At 68.3% G+C, this 19,438-nt stretch carries 17 protein-coding genes; 13 read left to right on the forward strand and 4 right to left on the reverse strand.

The window, feature by feature from the left end; translation table 11 throughout:
• Positions 1–78: 78 nt before the first annotated feature.
• Genes ACSF9G_RS22200 through ACSF9G_RS22210 form a run of 3 tightly spaced genes read left to right on the forward strand, consistent with a single transcriptional unit; the run spans position 79 to position 3,043 of the window.
• Entirely contained in the window at positions 79–1,119 is a 1,041-nt protein-coding gene (locus tag ACSF9G_RS22200; RefSeq protein ID WP_436644336.1) for a TRAP transporter substrate-binding protein, read from the forward strand.
• 32 nt (positions 1,120–1,151) lie between these two features.
• Positions 1,152–1,691, forward strand: a complete 540-nt coding sequence (locus tag ACSF9G_RS22205) for a TRAP transporter small permease subunit (RefSeq protein WP_436644337.1) — start codon at positions 1,152–1,154, stop codon at positions 1,689–1,691.
• Complete coding sequence (locus ACSF9G_RS22210; protein WP_436644338.1) at positions 1,688–3,043, forward strand: TRAP transporter large permease; 1,356 nt, start codon at positions 1,688–1,690, stop codon at positions 3,041–3,043. The genes ACSF9G_RS22205 and ACSF9G_RS22210 overlap by 4 nt, the downstream gene beginning before the upstream one ends.
• Before the next feature lie 102 nt (positions 3,044–3,145).
• On the opposite strand, the gene ACSF9G_RS22215 is transcribed toward ACSF9G_RS22210, so the two are convergent.
• Positions 3,146–4,468, reverse strand: a complete 1,323-nt coding sequence (locus ACSF9G_RS22215) for an aspartate aminotransferase family protein (RefSeq protein ID WP_436644339.1) — start codon at positions 4,466–4,468, stop codon at positions 3,146–3,148.
• A 170-nt stretch (positions 4,469–4,638) separates the two neighbouring features.
• Here ACSF9G_RS22215 and ACSF9G_RS22220 point away from each other — a divergent pair, with 170 nt between their 5' ends.
• From ACSF9G_RS22220 to ACSF9G_RS22265, 10 genes are all read left to right on the forward strand, one after another.
• Positions 4,639–6,129, forward strand: a complete 1,491-nt coding sequence (locus ACSF9G_RS22220; RefSeq protein WP_436644415.1) for a M81 family metallopeptidase — start codon at positions 4,639–4,641, stop codon at positions 6,127–6,129.
• Between the two features lie 18 nt (positions 6,130–6,147).
• Positions 6,148–7,764, forward strand: coding sequence for a phytoene desaturase family protein (locus ACSF9G_RS22225; protein WP_436644340.1), 1,617 nt, complete (start codon positions 6,148–6,150; stop codon positions 7,762–7,764).
• Between the two features lie 60 nt (positions 7,765–7,824).
• Positions 7,825–8,622 carry an IclR family transcriptional regulator domain-containing protein gene (locus ACSF9G_RS22230; RefSeq protein ID WP_436644341.1) on the forward strand — a complete coding sequence of 266 codons (798 nt, stop codon included), beginning with the start codon at positions 7,825–7,827 and terminating at the stop codon, positions 8,620–8,622.
• A 136-nt stretch (positions 8,623–8,758) separates the two neighbouring features.
• Positions 8,759–9,559 (forward strand): ABC transporter ATP-binding protein, encoded by an 801-nt coding sequence (locus ACSF9G_RS22235; protein ID WP_436644342.1) that lies wholly within the window; start codon positions 8,759–8,761, stop codon positions 9,557–9,559.
• A 38-nt stretch (positions 9,560–9,597) separates the two neighbouring features.
• Entirely contained in the window at positions 9,598–10,377 is a 780-nt protein-coding gene (locus ACSF9G_RS22240) for a transporter substrate-binding domain-containing protein (protein ID WP_436644343.1), read from the forward strand.
• Between the two features lie 85 nt (positions 10,378–10,462).
• Entirely contained in the window at positions 10,463–11,161 is a 699-nt protein-coding gene (locus ACSF9G_RS22245) for an ABC transporter permease (RefSeq protein WP_436644344.1), read from the forward strand.
• Positions 11,158–11,916, forward strand: a complete 759-nt coding sequence (locus ACSF9G_RS22250; protein ID WP_436644345.1) for an ABC transporter permease — start codon at positions 11,158–11,160, stop codon at positions 11,914–11,916. The genes ACSF9G_RS22245 and ACSF9G_RS22250 overlap by 4 nt, the downstream gene beginning before the upstream one ends.
• Complete coding sequence (locus ACSF9G_RS22255; protein ID WP_436644346.1) at positions 11,913–13,433, forward strand: aldehyde dehydrogenase; 1,521 nt, start codon at positions 11,913–11,915, stop codon at positions 13,431–13,433. The genes ACSF9G_RS22250 and ACSF9G_RS22255 overlap by 4 nt, the downstream gene beginning before the upstream one ends.
• A complete protein-coding gene (locus tag ACSF9G_RS22260) occupies positions 13,430–15,025 on the forward strand; it encodes a M81 family metallopeptidase (RefSeq protein ID WP_436644347.1) in 1,596 nt (531 codons plus the stop codon). The genes ACSF9G_RS22255 and ACSF9G_RS22260 overlap by 4 nt, the downstream gene beginning before the upstream one ends.
• Complete coding sequence (locus ACSF9G_RS22265) at positions 14,991–16,376, forward strand: aspartate aminotransferase family protein (RefSeq protein ID WP_436644348.1); 1,386 nt, start codon at positions 14,991–14,993, stop codon at positions 16,374–16,376. Before ACSF9G_RS22260 ends, ACSF9G_RS22265 begins: the two co-directional genes overlap by 35 nt.
• A 101-nt stretch (positions 16,377–16,477) precedes the next feature.
• On the opposite strand, the gene ACSF9G_RS22270 is transcribed toward ACSF9G_RS22265, so the two are convergent.
• The 3 genes from ACSF9G_RS22270 to ACSF9G_RS22280 form a co-directional block, all read right to left on the reverse strand.
• Positions 16,478–17,836, reverse strand: a complete 1,359-nt coding sequence (locus ACSF9G_RS22270) for an ATP-binding protein (RefSeq protein WP_436644349.1) — start codon at positions 17,834–17,836, stop codon at positions 16,478–16,480.
• On the reverse strand, positions 17,833–18,498 hold the full coding sequence (locus ACSF9G_RS22275; protein ID WP_436644350.1) for a response regulator: 666 nt from the start codon (positions 18,496–18,498) through the stop codon (positions 17,833–17,835). Before ACSF9G_RS22275 ends, ACSF9G_RS22270 begins: the two co-directional genes overlap by 4 nt.
• A 66-nt stretch (positions 18,499–18,564) precedes the next feature.
• Positions 18,565–19,317 carry a L,D-transpeptidase gene (locus tag ACSF9G_RS22280; RefSeq protein WP_436644351.1) on the reverse strand — a complete coding sequence of 251 codons (753 nt, stop codon included), beginning with the start codon at positions 19,315–19,317 and terminating at the stop codon, positions 18,565–18,567.
• Positions 19,318–19,438: the final 121 nt, after the last annotated feature.

The raw sequence follows: 19,438 nt of genomic DNA on the forward strand, positions 1-19,438 counted from the left end.
CCTGCCAGAGAGACACCCAGAGAGATACGCGGTCTTCGGCCATCCGCCGGACCGGATCGAACACGCTAGAGAGGAACCATGATCAGCACCATGAAAACCGCCGGGCTCGCCGTCGCGCTGGCCGGCCTGATTTCGACGCCGCTTCTGGCCCAGGAGACCGCGAGCCTGACGGTGCAGAGCGCCTGGCCGCTCACCCTGCCGGCCAGCGGCCGCGACGCCCAGCATTTCACCGACACGATCAACGCGGCGTCCGGCGGCGCGCTGGAAGTCGACCTCTACGGCGCCGGCAAGCTGGTTCCGACGCTTGAGATCTTCGACGCCGTTCAGCGCGGCACCCTCGATGCCGGCTACACCAGCCCGCTCTATGTGGCCGGCAAGTTCCCGGCGGTTCAGCTGTTCGGCGGCGTGCCGTTCGGCCCGAACGCGATCGAGTACATCGGCTGGATATACAACGGCGGCGGCCTGGACATCTGGCGCGACATCTATGGCCAGCAGGGCGTCGTGACGATCCCCTGCGGCCTGATGGAGCCGGAAGCCGGTGGCTGGTACAAGAACCCGATCGAGTCGAAAGCCGACCTGGAAGGCCTCAAGCTGCGCTTCGCGGGCCTGGCCGGCGAGGTGATGAAGAAGATGGGCGCCTCGGTGGTCCTCCTGTCCGGCGGCGATATCTACCCGAACCTCGAGCGCGGCGTCATCGACGGCACGGAATTCTCCATGCCGGCAATCGACAAGGTGATCGGCTTCGACAACATCGTGAAGAACTACTACCTGCCGGGCTGGCACCAGCCGGCCGCGATCAACGAGCTGATCGTCAACAAGGCCAAGTGGGACGGCATGAGCGACGCGCAGCGTGCGCTGATCGAGCTGACCTGCCGCGAGACGATGCTGTGGGGCGTCACCTCGACCTTCCGCGAGAACGCCGAAGCCGTGACCGCCTTCAAGGCGAACGGCGTTGAGGTGCGGCAGTTCCCGCCCGCGCTGATCGAGGAATTCCGCACGGCCACCGGCGAGGTGATGCAGGAACAGGCGGACAAGGACGAGAGCTTCAAGCGCGTCTGGGAGTCGCTCCAGGCCTACCGCGCCGGCAACGCCGACTGGTCGGACACACGTTCGAACTGATGCCGGCCATCCGAATCCGTTAGGATCCAACCATGACGCGCGCGCTCGTCCGCATCGCCAGCCTGATCGACCGGGTGACCGTTCCGATCGGGCGCGCGTCGTCGCTTCTGCTTCCGCTGCTCATGGCGGTCATCGTTCTCAACGTTGGCCTGCGCTACGGCCTCGACCTCGGCTTCGTCGAGTTCGAGGAACTTCAGTGGCACATCAACGCCATCGTCGTGCTGGGGTGCCTGGCCTATGCCTATCGCGATGACGCCCATGTGCGCGTCGACGTCTGGCACTCCCGGTTTTCGACCCGGCGCAAGGCCTGGATCGAACTGATCGGCGGGCTGGTGCTGCTGCTGCCCTTCGTGATCGGCGTCGCCTGGTTCGCGTGGGGCAACTTCGTCTACTCCTATTCGATCGGCGAAGGCTCGCCGATGCCCAGCGGCCTGCCGGCGCGCTACGTCATCAAGTTCGTGCTGTTCGCCGGTTTCGTGCTGCTCGGCCTCCAGGGCATCGCCGCGATCCTGCGCAGCATCCGCGTTCTCAACACGCCGCCGCGCGTATCGCGCCAGAAAGCCGACTCGTGACCCAGGACGTCATCTTCGTCATCGCGATGTTCGCCGCCTTCGCGGCGGGCCTGTTCGCCGGCTATCCGGTGGCCTTCGTACTGGGCGGCGTCGGCGTGCTGTTCGCGCTGCTGGGCGACGTCCTGCCGATGTTCGGCATCAAGGTCCTGGCGGGCACGAACTTCATCGGCTTCGCCACCGACCGAATTTTCTCGACGCTGTCCAACTACAGCCTCGTCCCGATCGCGATGTTCGTGTTCATGGGCTACATGCTGGAACGGTCCGGCGTCGCCGAGCGGCTGCTGGCCGCCATGTCGCGCATCATGCGCAACGTGCCCGGCGGCCTCGGCCTCGCCGTCGTCATGATCGGGCTCGTGCTGGCGGCATCGACGGGAATCATTGGCGCGTCCGTCATTCTTCTGGCCACCGTCGCGCTGCCGGCGCTGAACCGCGCCGGATACGACATTCCGCTCGGTCTCGGCACGGTCGCCGCCTCCGGCTGTCTCGGCATCCTGATCCCGCCGTCGATCATGCTGATCGTGATGGGCGACCAGCTGCGCCTGTCGGTCGGCGACCTGTTCATGGCCGCGGTGATCCCCGGAGCGATGCTGGCGCTGCTCTACACGGTCTATATCGTCGCGGTGGCCACTCTGCGGCCGTCGGCCGCGCCGCGGGGGCGTGCCAGGCCCGAGGACACGGCGGACGACATCGGCGCGGCCTACGAACTGCTGCGCGCGCTGGCGCCGCCCGTTGCGCTGATGCTCGCCGTGCTCGGCTCTATCTTCTTCGGCATCGCCTCGCCGACGGAGGCCTCCGGGGTCGGCGCACTCGGCGCGACCATCCTGGCGGCGATCGACCGCCGGCTGACCTGGACCACCCTGCGGGAGGTCAGCGAGGCCACCGGCCGCACCACGGCGTTCCTGTTCGCCCTGATCTTCGGCGCAAGCTGCTTTTCGGTCGTCCTGCGCGGCTACGGCGGCGACGAAGTCATCGAGGGATCGCTGTCGGCGCTGCCCTTCCCGCCTGAAGGCATCCTGGCCGTCGTGCTGCTGACGGTGTTCCTGCTCGGCTTCGTCCTCGACTGGATGGAGATCGTGCTGATCATCGCGCCGCTCACCGTCCCCGTGGTCGTCTCCTTCGGCTTCGATCCGGTCTGGGTCGCGATGCTGATGGCCATCTGCCTGCAGACGTCGTTCCTGACGCCACCGGTGGGCATGGCGCTGTTCTACGTCAAGAGCGCGGCGCCCTCCGAGGTGACGACCGGACAGATCTATCGCGGCATCATCCCCTTCGTCATCCTGCAGCTGATCGGCCTGACGCTCGTCTGGTTCTTTCCGCAGATCGCCCTCTGGCTGCCGGAAATCGCCTACTGACCGGGCGGTTCGCCGCCACCACGGCAACGACGCGGGTGCGCGCGCGTCCCCGTTCGCACGTCCGAAAGCCGCGCCGCCTGGCGGCTACGACCGTGTAGGCGCTCAGTCGAAAACGGTATCGAAGGTCTCCGCGAGCAACGACGCCATCTGTTCCAGCTCGCCTCTCGTGGCGGTGTATGGCGGCGCCAGCAGCACATGGTCGCCGACCTGGCCGTCGACGGTGCCCGAACCCGGGTAGCAGAGCAGGCCCAGTTGCTGCGCCTCGGCCTTGACGCGCGCGGCTAGGCGCGCGCCGGCCGGAAACGGGGCCTTGCTGTCCCGGTCCTCGACCAGTTCGAGCGCCCAGAAATATCCGCGCCCGCGAATGTCCCCGACATGCGGATGCTGTGCGAAGGCATCCCGCAGAAGGCCCTCCAGGAACGGTTCCTCCGCCCGCACACACTCCACCAGGCCCTCGCGGCGCACGATCGTCTGCGTCGCCAGCGCACCGGCGCAAGCCACCGGATGGCCGCAAAAGGTCTGGCCATGCAGAAAGCCGCCCGATCCGTCCGCGAACGCCTGATGTACCCGGCCCGACACCAAGACCGCGCCGAGCGGCAGGTATCCCGCGCCCAGCCCCTTGGCGAGCGTCATCACATCGGGCGCCACGCCTTCGGCGAAACAGGCGTGCAGATGGCCGGTCCGCCCCATGCCGCACATCACTTCGTCGAGGATCAGAAGCACGCCGTAACGATCGCAGATCTCGCGTATCCGGGAAAAATACCCCGGCGCGGGCGCGACCGCGCCAAGTGTCGCCCCCACGACGGTCTCGGCGATGAAGGCCGAAACCGTTTCCGGACCGATGTCCAGGATCGCCCGTTCCAGGTCGTCGGCGGCGCGGCGGCCGTACTCCTCCGCGCTCTCGCCCCGCGCCATCCCGCGATAGGGATAGCAGGGCGGGATATGATGCATCTCGACCAGAAGATCCCGATAGGCCGTCCGTCGGCCGCGATTGCCGCCGGCCGCAAGCGCGCCCAGCGTGTTGCCATGGTAGCTCTGCCAACGGCTGATCACATGCCGGCGGCCGGGCTCGCCACGCTCGCGGTGATACTGGTGAGCCATCTTCAGCGCCGTCTCGACCGCCTCGGACCCGCTCAGCACGAAATACACCTTGTCGATGCCCTCGGGCGCGCCCGCGACCAGAAGGTCCGCCAGTTCCTCGGCCGGCGCGCTGGTGAAGAAGCCGGTGTGCGCATAGGCGAGCCCGCGCGCCTGCGCCGCGATCGCCTCCGCGACCTCGTCGCGGCCATGGCCGATGCAGGAGACCGCCGCGCCGCCGCAGGCATCCAGATAGCGCCGGCCGTCGGCGCCCAGGATGAAGCTGCCCTCGGCGGACTGGGCGAGTGGCGGGACGGAACGGGCGGAACGGTGGAAGACGTGGCTCATCGCAAGGGCTCGCAGAAATGGCATGGCGACGCCGGCGCCGATTGACAGCGACGCGGGTTCGTCATTAGGGTTATCCGCATAGTGAACATAAATTCACTGAACGGACAACCATCGCCACCAAGCAGCCGGCTTCACGGTGGCAGACACGAAGGAAGTCGAGCGTGAGCGCGATGCGGCGTCTGGCGATTGCGCGGCTCTGGCACGAAGCCAGTGCGTTTTCCCCCCTCCCGACGGGACTGGACAGATTTCGCCTGCGCGAGTGGCAGGCCGGGCCGGAAGCGCGCGACGTCTTCCGCGGCACCGCGACGGAAATGGGCGCAGCCGTTGCCTTTCTGGAGGCCAACCCGTCGTGGGACGGGACCTTCCTGCGCTGCACCTCCGCCATGCCGGGTGGCCCGGTCGAGCAGGCGGCCCTGGATGCGATCATCGACGAGATCGTCCGGGGGGTGTCCGACGGCCCCTGGGACGCGGTCTACATCTCGCTGCACGGCGCCATCGCCGGAACGGAAGATCTCGGCCCCGACTACACGCTTCTCAAGCGTGTCCGCGCAGCGGTCGGGCCGCAGGTGCCCGTCGCGGTCACCTTCGACATGCATGCCTGCCTCGACCCGCGCATCGCCGAATGCGCCGATATCATCGTCGGCTACAAGACCTATCCGCATGTCGACATGGCGCAGACGGCGGCAAAGGCCCTCAACCTGCTCGATCGCATGGCGCGGGGCGGCGAACGGCTGAAATCCCTGATCCTGCCCGTGCCGATGCTGCCGCTGAGCCACGCCATGCGCACGGCAGGCGATCCGATGGGCGCGCTGGTACGCCTCGCGGCGGAGACCGAGACGGCGCGAGGCCTGAAGGACATCACCGTGTTCGGCGGCTTCGCCTATGCCGATACCCCCTGGACCTCGTCCTCGGTGACCGTGTGCTATCGCGACGAAGCCGAGGCGTCCGGCCTGGACGCGCATGCGGCCGCCCGGGAGGTCGCGGCGGAACTCAAGCGCCGCCACCCCGACTTCGTGTTGACGCTTCCCGATGCAGCGCACGGCCTGCAGCACGCCCGCGACCTGCTCGACCGCGGCACGGCATGGCCGGTCGCCGTGCTAGAGAACGCCGACAACCCGCTTTCGGGCGGTGCCTGCGATACCCCCGGCCTGTTCCAGGCCCTGGTCGACATGCGGCCGCCGTGGCCCGCCCTCTTCGCCAGCTTCTACGACCCGGAGCTCGTCGCCAGGGCCCACGCTGCGGGAACCGGGACGACCCTGCACGTCACCCTCGGCGGCCGGCTGAGCGACGCATTCGGTCCGCCCGTTGCCTTCGAAGGCGAGATCGTCCGGCTCACCGACGGCCGCTTTTCCAACACCGGCCCGATGGAATACGGCCGGCCGGAGGCGATCGGGCGCACCGTGCTGCTGCGGTCGGGCAACATTTCGGTGGTCGTCGGCGAGACGCCGCAGAGCGTCAACGATCCGGCATGGTGCGCCCTGCACGGGATCGACCTTGGCGACATCGCGCTGTTCTGCGCGAAGGCCAAGAACCATTTCCGCGCGAGCTTCGAGCACCTGTGCGGCGCGATCGTCGACGTCGAGACCCCCGGGCCCGCCCCCACGGACCTGACCCGTCTGCCCTATCGGCACGTCCCCCCGCGTTTTCTCGTCCCATCCTGACAGCGAGCCCTGCCCGCCATGAACTCCCCGTCTCCCGGGAACCACACCTATGACGCCGTCATCATCGGCGGCGGACACAACGGCCTGACCTGCGCAGGCTATCTCGCCAAGGCCGGCATGAAGGTGGCGGTCGTGGAGCGCCGGCACATCGTCGGTGGCGCCTGCGTCACGGAGGAATTTCACCCCGGTTTCCGCAACTCCTCCTGCTCCTATCTCGTCGGCCTGCTGGCGCCCGAGGTGATCGCCGACCTGGAGCTGCACCGTCACGGCCTGGAGATTCTGGAACGGACCGGAGGAACGCTCAGCGTCCTGCCCGACGGCGGTTCGATCGAGCTGACCAGCGACAAGGCCGGCATCATGGACCAGCTGGCGCGCACCAGTCCGTCCGACGCCGACGCCTATGCCGAGCTGTCCAGCCTGCTCGATGTCGCCGCCACCGTGATGCGCGCGGTCGCGCGGGAACGGCCTCCGGAAATGACGGGCGGCTGGGGCCAGCTGCTGCAGACCGGCAAGGTCGGGCTGCACCTGCGCCACCTCTCGCCCGGGCAGCGCGCCGATTTCGCCGCGCTCATGCTGAAGAGCCTCGCCGACTTCCTGAACGAGCGGTTCGACAACGAGGCCTTCAAGGGCGTCTACGGCTTCAAGGGCCTGGTCGGCAACATGGCCAGCCCCTATGCCATCGGCTCCGCCTACGTGCTGCTTCATCACGTCTTCGGCGAGGTCAACGGCAAGCGCGGCAAGTGGGGCCAGCCGCGCGGCGGCATGGGCGGCATAACCCAGGCGATGCAAGCGTCGCTCGAGGCGCGCGGCGGCGACGTCTGGCTCGGCAAGGGCGTTCGCGAGGTCATCGTCGAGAAGGGCCGCGCCGCGGGCGTCGCGCTGGACGACGGAACCGTCCTGCGCGCGCCGATCGTGGCGTCGAGCGTCAATCCCCGCCTGCTGTTTCTCGAGATGCTGGACACCAGCACGCTCGACAGCACGTTCGTGCGTAGGCTGCGCAACTGGCGCTGTCGCTCGGGGACCTTCCGGATGAACGTCGCGCTGTCGGAACTGCCCGACTTCACCGCGCGGCCCGGACGCGACCTACAGGCCCACCACACCGGCACCATCGCCATCGCGCCGTCACTGGACTATCTCGAGCGCGCCTACGACGACGCGCGGCACCAGGGATGGTCGCGCCGCCCCGTGATCTCGATGTGCATCCCCACGACCATCGAGCCCGAGCTCGCGCCGGACGGCGCCCATATCGCCGGCCTCTTCTGCCAGCATTTCAATCCCGACCTCCCCGACGGCCGGAGCTGGGACGACCATCGCGACGAGGTCGCCAGACTGGTGATCGACACGATTGGCGACTACGCGCCGAATTTTCCCGGATCAGTGCTCGGCTACTCGGCGCTGACACCGCTGGACCTGGAAACCGAATACGGGCTGGTCGGCGGCGACATCTTTCACGGAGAGATGCATCTCGACCAGCTCTTCAGCCTGCGGCCGGCCGCCGGCCATGCCGCCTACACGAGCCCGATACGGGGACTGTTCCAGTGCGGATCCGGCACCCATCCCGGCGGCGGCGTCACCGGCCTTCCCGGCCGGAACGCGGCGCGGGAAATCCTCAAGCGGCGACGGCAGTTCACCTAGCGAACATGCGGGCGCCATGATAACGAGGACCGTCGGATAACGATTCTCGGAGACCCCGCCATGGCCGAAGACGACGGCGCTGCCGCGCAATCGGACAACAGTGCCGATTTCGTCCGCTCGCTGGCGCGCGGGCTGAGCGTCATCAAGGCCTTCGACCGCTTCACCCCCGCCATGACGCTGAGCGACGTGGCGCGCAAGACCGGGCTGCCGCGCGCGGCCGCCGGGCGTTTCCTGAAGACCCTGGTCACGCTCGAATACGCGAGCTTCGACGGGCGCGAATACCGCCTGCGCCCGCGCGTGCTGGAGCTGGGCATGGCCTATTTCAGCTCCTTCTCGTTCATCGACATCGCCAATCCGATTCTCGAAGCGGCGGCCAAGAAAGCCGGCGAGCCCTGCTCCATGGGCGTGCTCGACGGCACCGAGCTGGTCTACGTGGCGCGCCACACGGCCAATCGGATGATGTCGATCAGCATCGCCCTGGGCAACCGGTACCCGGCCACGTCCACGTCGCTCGGCCGCGTGCTGCTCGGCGGTCTGTCCGATGCCGAGCTCGACGCGCTGCTGGACACGGTGGAGATCCGCCCGGTCACGGCACAGACGGTGACCGACAAGCGCAAGCTGCGCGACATCATCGTGCAGGGCCGGTCCGACGGATACTGCACCGCCGACGGCCAGCTCGAGATCGGCATCCGCTCCATCGCCGTCCCGGTGCGCGGGCGCGACGGCAAGCTCATTGCCGCGATCAACATGGGCGTCCCGGCGACACGGCACACCATGGAAAGCCTGACCACGCACCTGCTGCCGATCCTTCGCGACGCGGCCAGCGAAATCGAATTCGCGATCCGCTCCAAGCCCTGATCCGCCCGCCATCCGCCGGTTCGACGCCCTGGCGCCGGAGAACACGGCCGTGCGCTTGACAGCCTCGCTCATCCTTCTTACGGTGTACGTACAGTGAACCATTGACCGCTAGGCGAACATATCGGGTCGCGATACGATGCGGAACAAGGGGACCCGCATGAACGCCGAAACGCCCGAAGCCGACACGCCGATTGTCGTGGAAGACCTCCACAAGCGCTTCGACACACTGGAAGTGTTGAAGGGGATTTCACTGCGCGCCGATAAGGGCGACGTGATCTCGATCATCGGCTCCAGCGGCTCGGGCAAGAGCACCTTCCTGCGCTGCATCAACCTGCTGGAGCGGTACGATTCCGGCACCATCCGGATCTACGGCGAGCCCCTGCGGGTCGGGCCGAAGGGCAGGATCGACAACAAGCAGGCCGATCGCATCCGACGCCGCGTCGGAATGGTGTTCCAGAGCTTCAACCTCTGGTCCCACCTCACCGTCATCGAGAACCTGATCGAGGGGCCGGTGCATGTGCTCGGCATGAAGCGCAGCGAAGCCATCGAGAAGGCCGGGGCACTGCTCGAGAAGGTCGGGATCTACGACAAGCGGGATCATTATCCCAGCCATCTTTCGGGCGGACAGCAGCAGCGGGCGGCCATCGCCCGCGCGCTGGCGATGGAGCCCGACGTCCTGCTTTTCGACGAGCCCACCTCCGCGCTCGACCCCGAGCTGGTCGGCGAGGTGCTGCGTGTCATGCGCGCGCTCGCCGAAGAGCATCGCACCATGATCATCGTCACCCACGAGATGCGCTTCGCGCGCGAGGTTTCCTCGAAGGTCGTCTTCCTGGATCAGGGGCGCGTCGAGGAGGAAGGAACGCCGGCCCAGGTCTTCGACAATCCGCGCTCGGAGCGCTGCCGGCAGTTCGTCAGACAGTCCTACGCGGACGCCTGAAGACCACAACGCCAACAAGCCAATCGGAGAGAAATGGAATGTCCAAGTTGAGGAAATCGCTTCTGTCGATCGTCGCCGCCTGCAGCGTCGGCCTCACCGCCGCGGCGGTCCAGGCCGAGCCGCTGCGCATCGCCACCGAGGGCGCCTACCCGCCCTTCAACTTCGTCGACGCGAAGGGCGAACTTCAGGGCTTCGACGTCGAGATCGCCAAGGCCCTCTGCGCCGAAATGAAAGCCGAGTGCACGATCTCCGCCCAGGCCTGGGACGGCATGATCGCCGGGCTGAATGCCGGCCAGTACGACGTCATCGTGGCCAGCATGTCGATCACGCCGGCCCGTCTGGAAGCCGTGAACTTCACCGAGCCGTACTACCAGGCCGGCGCCGTGCTGGTTGCTCCCAAGGACTCCGACCTCGAACCGACCGCCGAGAGCCTAGCCGGCAAGTCCATCGGCGTGCAGCGCGCCAGCACCTACGCCGCGCTGATCGAAAGCCGCTTTCCGGACGCGAGCGTGCGCCTCTACGACAAGGTCGAAAACCACAATCTCGACCTAGTGACCGGCCGCATCGACGGCGTGATCGCCCAGCGCATCGCCCTGTCGCGCTGGCTGGAATCCGAGGACGGCAAGGCGTTCGAGATGAAGGGCAAGGCCATGCTCGATCCCGATATCCTGGGCAAGGGCGCCGGCATCGCCGTGCGCAAGAGCGACGAGGAGCTGCTGGCGAAGCTCGATGCCGCGCTCGCCACGATCAAGGAGAACGGCGTCTATGACGAGATCAACGACGGCTTCTTCCCCTTCAGCATGAAGCCGGCCGAGTAACACGGGTTGCAGCGACGCGACCGCGCCGTCGCGCCGGTCGCGTCTTTGCGCCAGTCGATCTCAGATAACCGCCGAGGACCGCCTCATGCCCGACCTGCAAGGCTTCGGCCCCATGCTCGCCCAAGGCGCGCTGATGACCATCCAGGTCACGCTCTTCAGCGCGTTCTTCGGCGTTCTCATCGGCATCGCCGTTGCGATGATGAAGCTGTCCTCGAGCCGTACCGCGCAGATCGCCGGCGACGTGTACACGACCATCGTCCGCGGCGTGCCGGCGCTGGTGCTCATCCTGCTGATCTATTTCGGCGGCATCCGGCTGGTCAACGAGATCGCCCGTTCGCTCGGCCATGAACAGCACATCGAACTCAATGCCTTCGTCGCCGGCGTCTTCGCCCTGTCGCTGGCCTTCGGCGCCTATGCCACCGAGGTGTTCCGCGGCGCGTTCCAGTCCATTCCGAAGGGCCAGATCGATGCCGCCCGGGCGCTCGGCATGGGACGCTGGCTGACCTTTCGCCGCATATCGCTGCCGCAGGTCTGGCGGATCGCCCTTCCCGGCCTCGGCAACATCTTCCTCGTCATCCTCAAGGAGACCGCGCTGGTGTCCGTCATCGGCCTGGAGGAACTGATGCGCAAGACCGAATACGCCGTCGGCTTCACCCGCCAGCCGTTCACCTTCTTCCTCGCCGCCGCGTTCATCTATCTGGCCATGACCATCGTCAGCATGCTGGTGCTGCAGGCGCTGGAGCAGCGGGCCTCGCGCGGCAATCAGCCGATGGATGCGGCATGAATATCGGCGTCATGATCGACAGCATCCCGGCCCTGTTGGGCGGTGCCGGGCTGACCCTCCAGCTGGTCGGGCTCGCCGTGGTCATCGGCTTCGTGATCGCGGTCCTGGTGGCGCTGGCGCGCCTGTCGCGGTCTCCGCTCCTGTGGCTGCCCGCCTACGGCTTCGTCTTCTTCTTCCGCGGCACGCCGCTGCTGGTGCAGATCTTCCTGATCTACTACGGCCTGTCGCAGTTCTCCGCCGTGCGGGACAGCGCGCTCTGGGTCATCCTGCGCGAACCGTTCTGGTGCGCGTTGATCGCCTTTTCGCTGAACACCGCCGCCTACAGCGCCGAGATCGTGCGCGGCGCCGTCCAGGCCGTCCCCCGCGGCCAGATCGAGGCGGCAATGGCGATCGGCATGTCGCGCCTGACCCGCCTGCGCCGCATCGTCATGCCGCAGGCGGTCCGCATCGGCCTGCCGGCCTATGGCAACGAGGTGATCCTGCTCATCAAGGCGAGCTCGCTCGCCAGCACCGTCACCCTGCTCGATCTCACCGGTGTCGCGCGCACCATTAGCTCGGTGAACTACATGCCGGTCGAGCTGCTCTCCGTGGCCGCGCTGATCTATCTCGCGATGACCTTCGTGGTCACCCGCGCCTTCAAGGTCATCGAATACCTCCTGTCGGGAGACCGCCGTCAGCCGCGCGCGGCCGTCCCCCTTCCAGATCAGCCCGTTCCCGACCAATCCCTTCCCGTTGCATCCGGCAAGACGAAATGAACGCTCCCCATCACCCCGCCTCCGGCAAGGACTGGCATGCCGAGGCGCGCGCCCTGGCACCGCAGACGCGCGCCTTCATCGACGGCGATCATCGCCCCGCCCGCTCCGGCGCCACCTTCGCCACCGTCAATCCGGCCACCGGCGCGATCATCGCCGAGGTTGCCGCCTGCGGCGAGGCGGACGTGGACGATGCGGTCGCCTCGGCGGTGCGGGCGTTCGCGTCCGGACGCTGGTCGGCCGCCGCGCCGGCGGCGCGCAAGGCCGCCCTCCTGCGCTTCGCCGACCTCATCGAGGCCGACGCCGACACGTTCGCCCTGCTCGAGACCCTCGACATGGGCAAACCGATCCGCGACAGCCTGTCGATCGACGTACCCGCCGCCGTGCGCTGCCTTCGCTGGTTCGCCGAGGCGATCGACAAGCTCTATGATGAGATCGCCCCGACCACCTCCGGCACGCTCGCCATGGTCCGGCGCAGGCCGGTCGGGGTGGTCGCCGCGATCGTGCCCTGGAACTTCCCGCTGGTCACCGCGATGACCAAGATCGCGCCGGCGCTGGCGGCCGGCAACAGCGTGGTCCTGAAGCCGTCGGAGCTGTCGCCGCTGAGCGCCCTCCGGCTCGGTGCGCTGGCCAGCGCCGCCGGCCTGCCCGACGGCGTCTTCAACGTCGTCCCGGGCATTGGCCCCGAAGCCGGCAAGGCGCTGGCATTGCACGCCGACGTCGCCGCGCTCACCTTCACCGGCTCCACCGCAGTCGGCAAGCTGCTGCTGACCTATGCCGGCCAGTCGAACATGAAGAAGGTGAGCCTGGAGTGCGGCGGCAAGTCGGCGAACATCGTGCTCGCCGACTGCCCCGACCTCGACCGCGCCGTCGAGGCGAGCGCCATGGGCGCCTTCCAGAACCAGGGGCAGATCTGCAACGCGGGAACGCGCCTGATCCTTCAGACGCCGATCCGCGATGCGTTCCTGGAAAAGCTGACCGCGCTGACGCGGTCGTTCGTGCCCGGGGACCCGTTATTGCCCGAGACCCGGTTCGGCGCGATGGTGTCGGCCGAACATGCCGCACGGGTTCGCGGCTATATCGAGGCCGGCCTCGTGGACGGTGCGACCCGGCTCACCGGCGACGGCCCCGCGCCGGACGGCCTTTCGCCCGACACCTGCATCCTCCCCACCCTGTTCGCCGGGGTCGACAATTCCATGACCATCGCGCGCGAGGAGATCTTCGGGCCCGTCCTCAGCGTCATCGACGCGGAGACCATGGACCAGGCGATCGACATCGCCAACGACAGCGACTACGGCCTCGCCGCCGCGATCTGGACGCGGGACATCGCCAAGGCGCTGGACGCCGAAAGCCGGCTCGATACCGGCTTCGTCTGGATCAACACCCTCAGGGTCGGCGACATCACCGTGCCCTTCGGTGGCACCAAGGCCTCCGGCACGAGCCGCGACAAGTCCCTGCATGCCTTCGACAACGTGACCCACCGCAAGAGCGTCTGGGTCGACCTTTCGGCAAGTTCATGAGCCTCAAGCAGAAACGCGTCCTTGCCGGTGCCATCCTGCATGAGACGAACACCTTCAACGCCATTCCCACCCGCCTTGCCGATTTCGCCGGGCGCTATCTCCTGTACGGCACCGACGCGGCGCGGGCGCGGCTCGCCGGCACGGCGACCGAGATCGGCGGCCTGCTGCGCGCCGCGGACCTGCACGGCTGGGACATCGTCGTCGCCGTCGCCGCGGCCGGCGGCCCGTCCGGACCGCTCGCGGCACCCGACTGGGCGGCGCTCAAGGCACGTCTCCTCGATATCGACGGGCCATTCGACGGCGTCGCGCTGGCGCTCCACGGCGCCATGGTCACCGAGGACAGCCTCGATCCCGAAGGCGAGCTGCTGGACGGCCTTCGCCTCCGGCACGGGGCCCGCGTTCCCATCGTCGCCACGCTCGACATGCACGCCAACGTCTCCACGCGGATGGTCGCGGCCGCCGACGCCTTCTTTCCCTATCGGACCTATCCGCACATCGACCACGCCGACTGCGCGATCGACGCCGCCACGGCCCTGGACGCCTTGATGGAGGCGGCGCGGCGGCCCGGAAACGGTCGGCTGACCCGAAGCGTTCTCGCCCGCCCGCCGATGCTGGACGCCGCCGATCACGGCCGCACCAACCCGCCCGGTCCGATGAACGCGCTGCTTGCCCGCGCAAGCGAGATCGCGGAACATCCCGGCGTCGTCTCGGCGGGCCTGACGATCGGCTTCCCCTGGTCCGACGTTGCCGAGGCCGGCCCGGCGGCGATCGTGACCGTACGCGCCGATACAGAGACCGCCCCGACACCGGAAGATCCCGTCCCGCCGGATCCCGTGGCGTTCGCGCGTGACCTGGCCGAACGCCTGTGGGAGAGCCGAGCGCAGACCCAGCTCGATTTCCCCGGGGTCGCCGACGCGATCGCCCTCGCGAAACGGGACAGCGACGACGCGCGCCCGCTCCTGCTGGTCGATTTCGCCGACAATCCCGCCGGCGGCGCCTACGGCGATTCCCCCAACCTGCTGCGGGCGATGGTCGATGCGGGGCTGGAGAACGCCGCGTTCGCGACACTTGCCGATCCCGAGGCGGTGCGCCTTGCGGCGGAGGCCGGAGAGGGCGCGACGCTCGACCTGTCGCTCGGCGGCCGGCATGCGCCGGAAATCGGCCCGCCGCTCGATATCCGCGTCAGGGTCGCGCGCCTGCATGACGGCCGCTTCGAATGCGAGGGGCCGATGCTGCGGGGCCTCACCGTCGACATGGGCGCGATGGCGGTTCTGGAAGCCGGCGGCCTGCGCATCGTCGTCGCCAGCCGCGCGCTCGCCGTCACCGACCTGAACCTGTTCCGGTCAGTGGGCATCGAACCCGCCTCGTTGCGCACCATCGGCCTGAAGAGCCGCAACCATCTGCGCGCCGCCTTCGGCCCGATCGCCCGCGGCGTCGTGCTCGTCGACGCCGGCGGCATTGCCACGATGCGGCTGTCGCACATCCCCTATCGCCGTATAGACAGATCCGTCTGGCCCCTGACCCCCGTGGACCCGTCCCGCAAGCTGGAAAACGCTCATGTCTTCGACACCGCATCCCGATCTGAGGAATGATCCCGTCCCCGCGACCGCCACGCTCAAGGCGCTCGACCTGGCGCACCATCTCCACCCGTTCACCGATCACGGCGAACTGCGGCAGGAGGGCGGGGCGCGCGTCATCGCGTCGGCCCAGGGCTGCCACCTGACCGACACCGACGGCCAGCGCCTGCTCGACGGCATGGGCGGCCTTTGGTGCGTGAACATCGGCTACGGCCGGCAGGAACTGGCCGAGGTCGCCGCCCGGCAGATGAACGAGCTGCCCTACTACAACAGCTTCTTCAAGACGACGATGCCGGAGACCGTCCTGCTCGCCGAGGAGCTGGCGGCCCTGACGCCGGACGGGCTCAACCGCGTCTTCTTCTCCAATTCCGGCTCCGAGGCGAACGATACCAATATCCGGATCGCGCGCAGCTACTGGCAGAAGCGCGGCGAGCCCCAGCGCACCGTCATCGTCAGCCGCAAGCTCGCCTATCACGGCAGCACCATCGCCGCGGCCAGCCTGACGGGGCTGGAGAGCATGCACGACATCCCGGGCGTCCCCATCCCCGACATCGTCCACGCGCCGGCCCCGTTCTGGTGGGCGAATGGCGCCGACCTGTCCGCCGACGAATTCGGCATCGAGGCGGCGCGGGGTCTCGAGGAGACGATCCGCGCGGTCGGACCGGAGCGCGTCGCCGCCTTCATCGGCGAGCCGGTACAGGGCGCCGGCGGCGTCATCGTTCCGCCCGAGACCTATTGGGCCGAGGTCCAGCGCATCTGCCGGAAATACGGCATTCTGCTGATCGTCGACGAGGTCATCTGCGGCTTCGGCCGCACCGGACGATGGTTCGGCAGCCAGACCTTCGACATCGCCCCCGACATCATGACGATCGCCAAGGGCATGTCTTCCGGCTACCTGCCGATCTCGGCCAGCGTCGTCCACGACGCCGTCGCGGAGGTCGTGTTCGACGCCCCGGGCCGCTTCCCGCACGGCTACACCTATTCCGGCCATCCCGTCGCCGCCGCCGTCGCCCGCGAGAACATCGCCATCATGAAACGCGAGGGCATCGTCGACTATGTCGGCGATGACATCGGCCCCTATTTCCAGGAGCGGCTCGCGACCCTGCTCGACCATCCGCTGGTGGGCGAGGTGCGCGGCGTCGGGCTGATGGCCGCCGTCGAACTCACCCGCGACAAGACCGGCCGCGCCCCGGTCGAGCCGGTCGGCAGCATGGCGACGCCGGTACGCAACGCCTGCTTCGAGAACGGCCTGGTGACGCGCGCGGTGCGCGACTGCCTCGTGTTCTCGCCGCCGCTGGTGATCACGCGCGCCGAGGTCGACGAACTTGTCGCGATCCTGCGGCGCTCCATCGACCAGGCGCTCTGATCGGCGTCCCGGCACGGCCCCCCGGAAGCGGGAGGCCGGCACGGCTCCTCGAGCGGCAGGCCTGATGCGTCAACCCGGCGGCGGCATCGCCGTCGCCGGCCTTACGCCGCGCCCTTCGCCGGCAGCGACAGCACGGCCCTGAGCCCGTGCGGCTGGCGGTTCTCCAGATGCAGCGCGCCCCCCATGCGGTCCGCCGCCTCCTTGGCGATGGCCAGGCCCAGCCCGCTTCCCGCGCCGGCGGATGCGCGACCGCGAAAGAAACGGTCCGCGGCCCTTGGCAGTTCGTTCTCGGGCATCCCGGGCCCGGTGTCCTCGACGACGATATCGACGCCGCCGGCGGTTTCGCACAGGTGAACGACCACCTTTGCGCCGTCGGGAGAGTGGTTGATCGCATTCTCGATGAGATTGCGCAGGGCAAGGGTGAGCAGGACCGGGTCCAGTGACGCTTCCAGATCCGCCCCGCTGCCCGCGACCTCGACCCTGCCGGACGCCGCGGGCGGCAACTCGGCCACGATCCGCTCGACGGTCTCGATCGGACGTCCGGCGATCGTCGCGCGCACCTGCCCCTCCGCCTCCACGGCGACGAGATCGAGCAGCTGTTTGACCAGGCGCGAGGTACGGTCCACGCCCGTCGATATCTGGCGAAGCGCGTTCGCGTGGACGTCGCCGTCGCCGCTGGCGAGCGCGACCTGGGCCTGCGTCTTGAGGCCCGCCAGAGGCGTCTGCAGCTCGTGCGCCGCAACAGCGGTGAAGCTCTTCTCGCGCTCCCGGGCGTCGGAGACGCGCGTAAACAGGCCGTTGAGGGCGCGGACCGCCGGCGCGATCTCCTGCGGCAGATCGCTATCCGGCAACGGACGCAGATCGTTGGCGGCGCGCGACGACAGGGCTTCGGCCATCGCGTTCAGCGGCGCCATTCCGCGCCTGACGCTGAGCCAGATCGCGGTCGCGAGGAACGGCAGGATCAGCGCGGCTGGCACCACCAGCCCCGTGATTACGTCGCCCACCAGCCGGTCCCGGATGCTGATGCTGTCACCGACCATGACGCGAACGCCGAGAATGGGATTCTCGATCGTGTAGACGCGCCAGGTCTCATCGCCGACGACCGTTTCGGAGAACCCGTCGACCGCCTCCGTCAGACGCCCTTCGGGGGCGTGCTCGGACCGCCCCACGAGCGTCCCGTCGAGCGACCAGATCTGGCAGGACAACTGCCTTTCATAGGGCGGCGAGCCGAACTCGAACGAAACCGCGGGCCGGTTTCCGTCGACATCCGCTGCGGCCAGTTCGATCCGCTGGTCCGCCAGAAGCGAGTTCACCATCCGGGCAGCTTCCATCAGGCGGGCATCGAGGACGCGCTCGACCTCGGCCTGCGTCCCCAGATAGATCCAGATCACCGCCAGCACCCAGACCAGCCCGGTCGAACCGAGCAGGATCGCCAGCAGCCGCGCGCGTATCGACCTCATGGCGCTTCCCCCGACAGGCGGTATCCCAGGCCGCGCACCGTGCGGATGAAATCCGTCCCGAGCTTCGCCCGAAGGTGATGGATATGCACTTCAACGGCGTTGCTCTCGACCTGCTCCTGCCAGCCGTAGAGGGTCTCCTCGAGCGTCGCGCGCGATACCGTGACATCCGGACGTTCCATCAGCGCGCGCAGCACGCCGAATTCGCGCCGGGTGAGAGGCAGCGCTTTTCCGTCTGCCGTCGCCTCCTGGCGCGCCGGGTCGAGGATCACACCGCGCCACTCGAGCGTCGGCGTCGAGCGGCCCGACCCCCGCCGCGCGACGGCCCGCACGCGCGCCGCCAGCTCGTCCAGATCGAACGGCTTGCCGACATAATCGTCGGCCCCGGCGTCGAGCCCGGCGATGCGGTCGGCCACCTGGTCGCGCGCCGTCAGCAGCACCACCGGCGTGCCGTCCTTGCGCTGCCGCAGCGCGGTCAGGACGTCCAGACCCGATCCGTCCGGCAGCATCAGGTCGAGCACCACGGCATCATAGGGCTGCGTCTCGAGCGCGATCCGCGCGTCCTCGCAGGTCGCGACCCCATCGACCGTAAAACCGCTCAGCCCGAGCCCCACGGTCAGGCCGTCGAGCAGCACGGTGTCGTCCTCGACGACGAGAATCCTCATTGAGCGATCTCCAAGGGAGCGACCTCACCACCCTGTTTTCATCCTAACGGCACCGCCGGCAGACCGCTATCCGACCAGCAGATGCCCCATCGACGGATCGGGGATCACGACGATCGGGCTGCCGTCCCGGACTTCTCCATGCAGGTGAATGATGTCCTGGTTGACGAGACGGATGCACCCGGACGACACCGCCTTGCCGATACTCCAGGCCTCCGGCGTGCCGTGGACCCGGTACAGGGTGTCCCGGCCGCCCTCGTGTATATAGAGAGCGCGCGCCCCGAGTGGATTCTTGAGGCCCGGGCCCATCCCGCCATTGGCGATGCTATACGGTTCCAGTTCCGGCTGACGCGCCACCATCTCGTCCGGCGGGGTCCAGCGCGGCCATTCGCGCTTGTAGGCGACGATCGCCCGCCCGGACCAGGAGAAGCCCTCTCTGCCGACACCGATACCATAGCGGGTGGCACGGCCGTTCGCCTTGACGTGGTACAGATACCGGTTCGGCGTATCGACGACGACCGTGCCGGGGGCGTAGGACATTGCATAGTCGACATCCGCGCGCCAGAACCGCTGGTCCATCTCGCCGACGTCAACCGCGGGGATCGGAAACGGCTCGGTCGGCACGGCGTCGTACATGGGCGGCCTGGCGGGCACGGCCGGCGCCGCCAGCGCGACATCGGCCGAAGGCGGCTTGGCCGGCGACGCGACGCATCCCGAAACCACCAGCGCGCCTCCGCCCAGCAGGAACGCGCGCCGGCCGATTTTCGCTCCCGTCCGTCCGGTCTCCACCGTGATCGCCGGGTTCTCGGCATCCTGCGTCATCTCGCTACCTCTTTAGATTTCTCGGATGCGCTCCGAACCGCCTCAAGCTTAAGGCTGCCTTAAGCTGCGCGCCCCAGCAGACGACGCGAACGGATTTGTGATCAGACACGTTGCGAGGCGG

It is taken from the genome of Microbaculum mangrovi (genome assembly GCF_051390635.1).
Taxonomy (GTDB): Bacteria; Pseudomonadota; Alphaproteobacteria; order Rhizobiales; family Tepidamorphaceae; genus Microbaculum.